Genomic DNA, 9,668 nt, shown 5'->3' on the forward strand with positions numbered 1-9,668 from the left:
AGGCCACCCCGGCTGACGCCGGGGTGGCCTCCATTGGGTGTGACCGAGGTCTAACCCTCCATCAGCTCCTTGGCCTTGGCCTCGAGGTCCTCAAGACCGCCGCACATGAAGAACGCCTGCTCGGGGAAGTGGTCGTACTCGCCCTCGCTGATCTTCTTGAACGCCTCGATGGTCTCGGCGATCGGGACCGTCGAGCCCGGCACGCCGGTGAACTGCTCGGCGGCGTAGGTGTTCTGCGACAGGAAGCGCTCGATCCGCCGGGCCCGGCCCACGGTGATCTTGTCTTCCTCGGAGAGCTCCTCGATACCGAGGATGGCGATGATGTCCTGCAGGTCCTTGTAGCGCTGCAGGATCCGCTTCACCTCGGTGGCCACCGCGAAGTGCTCGGCGCCGACGAACTCCGCGGCGAGGATCCGGGACGAGGACGCCAGCGGGTCCACGGCCGGGTAGATGCCCTTGTCGGAGATCGACCGCTCCAGGTTGGTGGTCGCGTCCAGGTGGGCGAACGTGGTGGCCGGCGCCGGGTCGGTGTAGTCGTCGGCGGGCACGTAGATCGCCTGCATCGAGGTGATGGCCTGGCCCCGGACGGAGGTGATCCGCTCCTGGAGCTCGCCCATCTCGTCGGCCAGGGTCGGCTGGTAACCCACGGCGCTCGGCATGCGGCCGAGCAGCGTGGAGACCTCGGAACCCGCCTGGGTGAAGCGGAAGATGTTGTCGATGAAGAGCAGCACCTCCTGCTTCTTCACGTCGCGGAAGTACTCCGCCATGGTCAGCGCGGACAGCGCCACTCGCAGCCGGGTGCCCGGCGGCTCGTCCATCTGGCCGTAGACCAGCGCCGTCTTGTCGATGACGCCGGACTCGGTCATCTCGGCGATGAGGTCGTTGCCCTCGCGGGTGCGCTCACCCACGCCGGCGAAGACCGAGGTACCACCGAAGTTCCGGGCCACCCGGGTGATCATCTCCTGAATGAGCACCGTCTTGCCCACGCCGGCGCCGCCGAACAGGCCGATCTTGCCGCCCTTGACGTACGGGGCGAGCAGGTCGATGACCTTGATGCCGGTCTCCAGCATCTCGGTCTTCGGCTCCAGGTCCGCGAAGGCCGGGGCCTTGCGGTGGATCTGCCAGTGGTCGTCGGGGCTGAGGGTCTCGCCCTCCTTGAGGTTGAGCACCTCGCCGATCGCGTTGAACACGTGGCCCTTGACCGCGTCGCCCACCGGCACGGTGATCGGCGAGCCGGTGTCGCGCACCTCGGTGCCGCGGACCAGGCCGTCGGTCGGTTGCATCGAGATGGCGCGGACCATGTTGTCACCCAGGTGCTGGGCGACCTCCAGGGTCAGCTTCTTCTCACCGCCGGAGAGCGTCACGTTCACGTGCAGGGCGTTGAACAGGGACGGCATGGCGTCGCGCGGGAACTCGGCGTCGACGACCGGGCCGATGACCCGGACCACGCGACCCGTGGCCGTCTTGGTCTCTACTGGGGCAGTCATCACACTTCACTTCCCGACGCGGCGAGCGCGTTCGCGCCGCCGACGATCTCGCTGATCTCCTGGGTGATCCCGGCCTGGCGGGCCGTGTTCATCTCACGCGTGTACTTCTCGATCATGTCTTCGGCGTTGTCGGTGGCGGCCTTCATCGCCCGCCGCCGGGCCGCCGACTCGCTGGCCGCCGACTCGATCAACGCCGCGTAGATCCGCGTGTTGATGTACTTCGGCAGCAGCGCGTCGAGCAGCGCGTCCGCCTCCGGCTCGAACTCGTACGCCGGCAGCAGTCCCTCGGACCGCGGGCGGTCCTCGACCTGCATCGGGCCGATGATCTTCGCGACCGGCGTCTGGGTCATCAGGGAGTGGAACTCGGTGTAGACGATGTGCAGCTCGTCGATCCCGAGCACCCCGTCCACCCCGGCCTGGCCGTCCACGTCGTCCGCGCCGGCCGAGAACGCCTTGATCAGCGTCTCGCCCACCTCGCGGGCGTCGGCGAAGGACGGCTGCTCCGAGAAGCCCGTCCAGCTCGCCGCGATGTCCCGGTTGCGGAACCGGTAGAACGTGACGCCCTTGCGGCCGATCACGTAGAGCACCGGCTCCTTGCCGTCGGCCTTGAGCCGGGCGATCAGCGACTCAGCCGTCTTGATCGCGTTGGAGCTGTAGCCGCCGGCCAGGCCCCGGTCGCTGGTGACCACCAGGACGCCCGCCCGCCGCACCCGCTCACGCGGGGTGAGCAGCGGGTGGTCGATCAACGCGTTGGAGGCCAGCGCCGTGAGCACGCCGGTGATGGCCTGGGCGTACGGCAGGGACGCCTCCACCCGGGCCTGGGCCTTGGCGATGCGGCTCGTCGCCACGAGCTCCATCGCCTTGGTGATCTTCTTCATCGACTTCGCCGAGCGGATCCGTTGACGAAGAACGCGTACCTGGGCGGCCATGGGTCAGCTCTCTGCCGGGCGGTCGGTCGTGCCGTCGCGGAAGCGGGTCACCGACTCGCGGTTCTCCTCGCCCGCCAGCGGCTTCGCGGCGGGCTCGTTGATCCGCTGCTCGTCCTCCTTGCCCAGGAAGACCTGCTTGAACTCGGTGATGGCCGAGTCCAGCGAGCCGATGATGTCGTCGTCCCACTTGTTGTCGGCGATCGCCGCCAGGACGCCCTCGTGCTTGTGGCGCAGGTACTGGAGGAACTCCGACTCGAAGCGGCGGACCTCGCCCACCGGGATGTCGTCGAGCTTGCCCTCGGTGCCGGACCAGACCGAGACGACCTGCTCCTGCACCGGGTACGGCGAGTAGTTCGGCTGCTTGAGCAGCTCGACCAGGCGGGAGCCGCGCTCCAGCTGGGCGCGGGAGGCCTTGTCCAGGTCGGAGGCGAAGGCGGCGAACGCCTCCAGCTCACGGTACTGGGCCAGGTTGAGCCGGAGCGAACCGGCGACCTTCTTCATCGGCTTCACCTGTGCGGCGCCACCGACCCGGGAGACCGAGGTGCCGACGTTGATGGCCGGCCGCACGCCCTGGTTGAACAGGTCGGTCTCGAGGAAGATCTGGCCGTCGGTGATCGAGATGACGTTGGTCGGGATGAAGGCGGAGATGTCGCTCGCCTTCGTCTCGATGATCGGCAGACCGGTCATCGAGCCGCCGCCCAGCTCGTCGGAGAGCTTGGCGCAGCGCTCCAGCAGGCGGGAGTGCAGGTAGAAGACGTCACCCGGGTAGGCCTCACGGCCCGGCGGGCGACGCAGTAGCAGCGACACAGCCCGGTACGCCTCGGCCTGCTTGCTCAGGTCGTCGAAGACGATCAGGACGTGCTTGCCGCCGTACATCCAGTGCTGCCCGATGGACGAGCCGGTGTAGGGAGCGAGGTACTTGAAGCCGGCCGGGTCGGACGCCGGGGAGGCGACGATGGTGGTGTACTCCATCGCGCCCGCCTCCTCCAGGATGCCCTTGATCGAGGCGATCGTGGAGGCCTTCTGGCCGATGGCGACGTAGATGCAGCGGACCTGCTTCTTCGGGTCGCCGGAGCGCCAGTTCTCCCGCTGGTTGAGGATGGTGTCCAGGGCGACCGTGGTCTTACCGGTCTTGCGGTCACCGATGATCAGCTGCCGCTGACCCCGACCGACCGGGGTCATCGCGTCGACGGCCTTGATACCGGTCTGCAGCGGCTCGAACACGGACTGCCGGGCCATCACGTTCGGGGCCTGGAGCTCCAGCTCGCGGTAGCCCTCGTTCGAGATGTCACCGAGGCCGTCGATCGGCTGGCCGAGCGCGTTGACCACGCGGCCGAGGAAGGCGTCGCCGACCGGCACCGAGAGCACCCGGCCGGTGCGCTTGACGCGCTGCCCCTCCTCCAGCTTCGCGGAGTCACCGAGAACGACGACACCGATCTCCCGGACGTCGAGGTTCAGCGCCACGCCGAGCGTGCCGTCCTCGAACTCCAGGAGCTCGTTGGTCATGGTCGAGGGCAGGCCCTCGACGTGGGCGATGCCGTCACCGGTGTCGGCGACGGTGCCGACCTCCTCGCGGGAGACGTCGGTCGAGTAGGAGGAGACGTAGCGCTCCAGGGCGCCACGGATCTCCTCCGTCGAGATGGTCAGCTCGGCCATCCTCTGCTTCCTTAAATTTCAGGGGCCCGGGATACCTAGTACCGACCGGTCCGATGGCGTCGTATCAGGGCTAGGGAGGCGCTGGTCAGCGCTTCGCGAGCGCGTTGCGGGTCTCGTTGAGGCGGCGCAGGACGGTGCCGTCGTACAGATCGGAGCCGACCCGCACGCTCACCCCACCGAGCACCTCGGGGTTCACCGTCTGCTTGACGGAAACCTCTCGACCGTACATCTCCGAGAGGCGGGCACCCAGGCGTCGCTCCTCCTCGTCACTCAACGGAGCCGCCACGGTCACGTACGCGACCTGACGGTCCCGCCGGTCGGCGGCCAGCTCGACCAGCCGGGTGAGCGCGCCGGTGAAGGAGCGTCCCCCGAACCCGCCGAGCGCGGCCTCGACGAGGCGGACGGTGACCGGGCGGGCCTGCCCGGCGAGCAGGTCACGGGCCAGGGTGGCCCGCCGCTCGACCGGGGCGATCGGGTCGGAGAGCGCGTTGGAGAGCGCCGACTGACCGGAGACGACCTGACCGAAGCGGAACAGCTCGTCCTCGACCTCGCCGAGGTCGCCGGCCTTGTCAGCGCTCGCGAGCAGCGCCTCGACGCCCAGCCGCTCGGTGCCGTCGAGCAGTTCCGACGGCGCCGACCAGCGGCCGGAGACGAGCGAGGCGAGCAGGTCCAGCGCCTCAGCGCCGATCTTGCCCCGCAGCATCTCGCCGAGCAGGCCGGAGCGGTCGGCACCGGACCGGGCCGGGTCGGAGAGCGCCCGGCGCAGCCGCGGCTCGCGCCGCAGCAGCGTCGCGACGGAGAGGATGTCGTCGGCGGTGGAGGCCACCGCCGACGGCTCCGCGCCGCGGGCGTACGCGTCGAGGCGCTCGGCCGCGATCTTGTACGACTCCCGGCTGGCGGCCTGCATCAGCGGGCCCCCGCGCTCTCGAGACCGCTCAGGAACCGGTCCACGGTGCCCTTGCGCCGCGCCTCGTCGGCGAGCGACTCGCCGACGATCTTGCTGGCCAGGTCCACCGCGATGGTGCCGACCTCGGTGCGCAGCTCGCGCACGATGGTAGCCCGCTCGGCGGCGAGCTGCTCCTTGCCGGCCGCGATGATCCGGTCGGACTCTTCCCGCGCCTTGGCGAGGATGTCCTGGCGGATGCCCTCGGCGTCGGCCCGGGCGTCGTCCCGGATCTTGGCGGCGTCGGTACGCGCCTCGGCGAGCTGCGCCCGGTACTGCTCGAGCAGCTGGTTGGCCTCGGCCTGGGCGGCCTCGGCGCGCTTGATGCCGCCCTCGATCGCGTCGACCCGGGCCTGGAACGTCTGCTCCATGCGCGGGAAGACGAACTTCATCAGCACGAAGCAGAGCACGATGAAGGCGATCCCACCGACCACGACCTCCTGCCACAGCGGGATGATCGGGTTATGGGTCGTCTCACCACCCTCAGCGGCGAGGAAGAACATGGGAAAACCTCCCGGTCAGAGGGGCTGGATCAGGCGCCGGCCCAGATGAAGCCGAAGGCGATGCCTAGCAGCGCCAGGGCCTCGATGACGGCGAAGCCGATCCAGACGTACGGCAGGGTCATCCGGGACGACTCCGGCTGGCGGGCGGTCGACTGGATGTAGGCGGCGAAGACCAGGCCGACACCGATGCCCGGGCCGATGGCCGCGAGACCGTAGCCGATGGCGGCGGTGCTGCCCTCTACCGCGGCGTAGATGTCCATTAGTGGGTTCCTCCTGGTTATCACGCGTGACGGTCACGCGGGACGACAACTGTTGGTGCGAGAGTGGATCAGTGTTCCTCGGCGAGCGCGCCCTGCACGTAGCTGGCGGTCAGCACGGTGAAGACGTACGCCTGCAGGACGATCACCAGGAACTCGAGGAAGGTGAGCGCGATGGTCATCACCCAGGACAGCACCGAGACCGGTGCCAGCCAGGCGTTGGCGCTGAGCATCGCGAAGCCGCCGAGCGTGAAGACCAGCAGGAGCATGTGGCCGGCGAACATGTTCGCGAAGAGACGGACGGCCAGCGAGAACGGCCGGACCAGGAAGGTCGAGAAGAACTCGATCGGGATCAGCAGCGGCAGGATGTACCAGGGCGCCGGCGGGATGAGCGAGTTCCTGAAGTACTTGACGAAGCCGTGGTGCCGGATGCCGATGTAGTTGAACAGCACGTAGCTGATCACGGCGAGGAAGGCCGGGAAGGCGATGTGCGAGTTCGGCGAGATCTGGAAGAACGGGATGATCGCGAACGCGTTCGTCAGCAGGACGAAGCAGAACAGCGTGGTGAAGTACGGCGCGAACCGCACCCCCGCGTGCCCGATCATGTCGACCGCGATGTTGTTCCGCACGAAGCCGTAGATCGACTCGGCGAACCACTGCTTCTTCGTCGGCACCAGCTGCGGCTTCCGGTAGCTGGCCAGGAAGAAGATGATCAGGACGCCGACGGCGATCCAGACCATGGCTGTGACCTTGGTGAACCAGTACGTGTCGTGCGCACCCCAGGGCAGGATGCTGGGCAGGTAGAAGTCCTCCACTTTGGGTGGGAATTCCGCCTGGCCCGCTGCCAGGACGTTCGCCTGTCCGAACACCGCGTCCCTTCCTAAGTAGGCGTGCCGAGTCGGCGGACGACCAGGATGATTCCCCCGGCCATGCCGAGCACGACGCCGATACCGGTGGCGATGCCGCCGGAATCGAGCCACTGGTCGACCAGCCAGCCGATGAAACCCCAGACGAGCATGCCCCCGATGAGGTACGAGAGCGCGGTCCAACCCTGGCCGGCACCGGACGGAACGTCGCCTGTGCCGCCAGTGCTGGGGGGTTTCTGGTCACCGGCCATGACGGGGCGAACGATATCAGTCGAGTGGACGAGGCTGTGCCTCACCCCCCGCACAACCAAGTTGTGTGGGACACGGGCGGGCGAAGTCGTCTGGAGGCACGCTACTCCCCTCTGGCCACTGAGAGAATGACCGATCGCGGACACACCGGCGTGCCGTCCGAAAGCTGGGACTGTGGTGGCCGGCGACCGCGTCGCTCAGTTGTGGACGCGGCGGGCGTGCACCGTGGTCAGCCACCAGATGTGCACGCCGGTCCAGACCGTCACCCCGGCGGCGATGCCCAGGCAGAGCGGGATCAGCCCCGACCAGCCGGTCGACGCCACCCCGATCATCACCGCGCCGAGCAGGGTGAACTTCGCCGCGTAGAGACCCAGCCCGAAGGGCAGCACGAGCTGCGGGTCGCGGGCGTCGGCCCAGGCCAGCACGACCGTGGTGAGGGTGTAGCTGACCGCGGTGACGGCCACCCCGGCCGCCGCGCCCAGCGCGGCGTCCGCCCCGCCGGTCACCCCGCCGACCACCGCGGCGAGCGCGCCCAGCACCGCCGAGGCGATCAGCAGCACCGGCAGGTGGCGCAACCGCCAGCCGCGGTCCGCGGCCGCCTCCGCCGCGCGCGCCCCGGGCTCAGCCACGGGGGTACGCCGGGAAGGCGGCGACCAGCTCGGCCACCTCGGCGGCGATCCGGGTCAGCTCGTCGGCGCCGCCCGGAGCGGCCGGGTCGGTGCGCACCGCACGGGCGATCAGCGCGGCCACCTGCCGCATCTCCCCCTCGCGCATGCCCTGGGTGGTGACGCTCGGCGTGCCCACCCGCAGGCCCGAGGCGACCATCGGCGGCTGCGGGTCGTAGGGGATCGCGTTCTTGTTCAGGGTGATCGCCGCGGCGTCGCAGCGCGCCTCCGCCTCGGCGCCCGTCACCCCGACCTCGCGCAGGTCGATCAGGGCGAGGTGGGTGTCGGTGCCGCCGGAGACCGGGCGCATCCCCTCGGCGGCCAGGCCGCCGGCGAGCGCCTGGGCGTTGCTCACCACCTGGGAGGCGTACGCCCGGAACTCGGGCTGGGCGGCCTCGCGCAGGGCGACGGCCTTGGCCGCGACGGCGTGCATCAGCGGGCCGCCCTGGGTGAACGGGAAGACCGCCTTGTCGATCCGGGGCGCCAGCGACTCCCGGCAGAGGATCATGCCGCCGCGCGGGCCGCGCAGCACCTTGTGGGTGGTGCAGCAGACGACATCGGCGTACGGCACCGGCGACGGGACGGCCCGCCCGGCGACCAGCCCGATGAAGTGCGCGGCGTCCACCATCAGGTACGCGTCGACCTCGTCGGCGATCTCCCGGAACCGGGCGAAGTCGATCAGCCGGGGATAGGCGGTGGCCCCGCAGATGATCATCTTCGGGCGGTGCGCCCGGGCGAGGTCCCGCACCTCGTCGTAGTCGATCAGCTCGGTGTCCGGCCGGACCGTGTAGCCGACGGGGTGGAACCACTTGCCGGAGAAGTTCACCCGGCTGCCGTGGGTGAGGTGCCCGCCGTGCGGCAGATCCATCGCCAGGACGGTGTCCCCCGGCTGCACCAGCGCCGCGTACGCGGCCAGGTTGGCGCTGGCGCCGGAGTGCGGCTGGAGGTTGGCGTGCTCCGCGCCGAAGAGTTCCTTCGCCCGGGCGATGCCGATCTCCTCGGCCCGGTCCACCTCGGCGCAGCCGCCGTAGTAGCGCCGGCCCGGGTAGCCCTCTGCGTACTTGTTGGTCAGCGTCGAGCCGAGCGCGGCGAGCACCGCCGGGGAGGTCAGGTTCTCGCTGGCGATCAGCTGCAGGCCGCCGCGCAGCCGCTCCAGTTCACCCAGCACCACCCCGGCGATCTCCGGGTCGACGGCGCTGAGCTGCTGGAAGTCCGGGCCCCAGAAGGTGTCCCTCGCGTTGTCCACAGCGAACGAGTCTATGGGGCCGCACACTGGGAGTCGTGAGATGCCTCGTCACCGGAGCAACGGGTTACCTCGGCGGGCGACTCGCGCCCCGCCTGCTGGCCGAGGGGCACACCGTACGCTGCCTGGCCCGCAAGGCCGGCCGGCTGCGCGACGTACCGTGGGCGAACTCGATCGCCCGCCCGCTGGTGGAGAGCCTGATCCAGGAGGCGGTCACCCGCGAGCACGACATCGCCCGGTACGTCCCAGACCCGCCAGGCGGGCTGACCGGCTTCGACCAGGCGGTCGCCCTGGCCCTGGCCAAGGTGCGCGACGCCGAGGTGGAGACCCGCTGGTCGACCGCGAGCGGGCCGGACGCACCGGCCGAGCCGCTGCCCACCGACCCGCAGTGGTCCGGCGGCACGGTCTACACCGACATGCGGGAGCGGACGGTCAGCGCCTCGCCGGCCGCGCTCTGGCGGGTCATCGAGGGGGTCGGCGGTGAGCACGGCTGGTACTCGTTCCCGCTCGCCTGGTCCGTTCGGGGCTGGCTGGACCGGCTGGTCGGCGGGGTGGGGCTGCGCCGGGGCCGGCGCGACCCGCACCGCCTCCAGGTCGGCGAGGCGCTGGACTTCTGGCGGGTCGAGGAGATCGTCCCCGGCGAGCTGCTCCGGCTGCGCGCCGAGATGCGGCTGCCCGGCCGGGCCTGGCTGGAGATGCGCGCCGAGCCGGCTGGTGACGGTCAGAGCCGGTACGTCCAGCGCGCCGTCTTCCTCCCCCGCGGCCTGGCCGGCCACGCGTACTGGGCCTCGGTCGCCCCGTTCCACGCGATCGTCTTCGGCGGCATGGCCCGCAACATCGCCCGCGGCGCCGAACACCTCCCCACCTGAC

General features: G+C 70.1%; 10 protein-coding genes and 2 pseudogenes. 2 read left to right on the plus strand and 10 right to left on the minus strand.

The window, feature by feature from the left end:
* Positions 1–50: 50 nt before the first annotated feature.
* The 10 genes from atpD to glyA form a co-directional block, all read right to left on the minus strand.
* Complete coding sequence (gene atpD, locus DKT69_RS03940; RefSeq protein ID WP_109800231.1) at positions 51–1,487, minus strand: F0F1 ATP synthase subunit beta; 1,437 nt, start codon at positions 1,485–1,487, stop codon at positions 51–53.
* Entirely contained in the window at positions 1,487–2,416 is a 930-nt protein-coding gene (locus DKT69_RS03945; RefSeq protein ID WP_109800232.1) for a F0F1 ATP synthase subunit gamma, read from the minus strand. The genes atpD and DKT69_RS03945 overlap by 1 nt, the downstream gene beginning before the upstream one ends.
* Positions 2,417–2,419: 3 nt before the next feature.
* Entirely contained in the window at positions 2,420–4,072 is a 1,653-nt protein-coding gene (gene atpA / locus DKT69_RS03950) for a F0F1 ATP synthase subunit alpha (RefSeq protein ID WP_109800233.1), read from the minus strand.
* A gap of 85 nt (positions 4,073–4,157) precedes the next feature.
* Entirely contained in the window at positions 4,158–4,979 is an 822-nt protein-coding gene (locus tag DKT69_RS03955; protein WP_109800234.1) for a F0F1 ATP synthase subunit delta, read from the minus strand.
* On the minus strand, positions 4,979–5,518 hold the full coding sequence (locus DKT69_RS03960; RefSeq protein WP_109800235.1) for a F0F1 ATP synthase subunit B: 540 nt from the start codon (positions 5,516–5,518) through the stop codon (positions 4,979–4,981). The genes DKT69_RS03955 and DKT69_RS03960 overlap by 1 nt, the downstream gene beginning before the upstream one ends.
* 29 nt (positions 5,519–5,547) lie before the next feature.
* Positions 5,548–5,778 (minus strand): ATP synthase F0 subunit C, encoded by a 231-nt coding sequence (locus DKT69_RS03965; protein ID WP_109800236.1) that lies wholly within the window; start codon positions 5,776–5,778, stop codon positions 5,548–5,550.
* A 68-nt stretch (positions 5,779–5,846) separates the two neighbouring features.
* On the minus strand, positions 5,847–6,644 hold the full coding sequence (gene atpB / locus DKT69_RS03970) for a F0F1 ATP synthase subunit A (protein WP_109800237.1): 798 nt from the start codon (positions 6,642–6,644) through the stop codon (positions 5,847–5,849).
* Positions 6,645–6,655: 11 nt separating this feature from the next.
* A complete protein-coding gene (locus tag DKT69_RS03975; RefSeq protein WP_109800244.1) occupies positions 6,656–6,892 on the minus strand; it encodes an AtpZ/AtpI family protein in 237 nt (78 codons plus the stop codon).
* Positions 6,893–7,087: 195 nt separating this feature from the next.
* Positions 7,088–7,519: a hypothetical protein gene (locus tag DKT69_RS03980; protein WP_109800238.1), complete on the minus strand. Its 432-nt coding sequence runs from the start codon at positions 7,517–7,519 to the stop codon at positions 7,088–7,090.
* Positions 7,512–8,801 carry a serine hydroxymethyltransferase gene (gene glyA / locus DKT69_RS03985; protein ID WP_201749472.1) on the minus strand — a complete coding sequence of 430 codons (1,290 nt, stop codon included), beginning with the start codon at positions 8,799–8,801 and terminating at the stop codon, positions 7,512–7,514. The genes DKT69_RS03980 and glyA overlap by 8 nt, the downstream gene beginning before the upstream one ends.
* A 35-nt stretch (positions 8,802–8,836) precedes the next feature.
* On the opposite strand from glyA, the pseudogene DKT69_RS41340 reads away from it, so the two are divergent.
* Positions 8,837–8,932, plus strand: a pseudogene (locus tag DKT69_RS41340) (NAD-dependent epimerase/dehydratase family protein); the annotation flags it as partial.
* 24 nt (positions 8,933–8,956) lie between these two features.
* Positions 8,957–9,667: pseudogene (locus DKT69_RS03990) on the plus strand (DUF2867 domain-containing protein); the annotation flags it as partial.
* Position 9,668 lies beyond the last annotated feature (1 nt).

Source organism: Micromonospora sicca (assembly GCF_003172935.1).
In the GTDB taxonomy this organism is placed as follows: Bacteria; Actinomycetota; Actinomycetes; order Mycobacteriales; family Micromonosporaceae; genus Micromonospora; species Micromonospora sicca.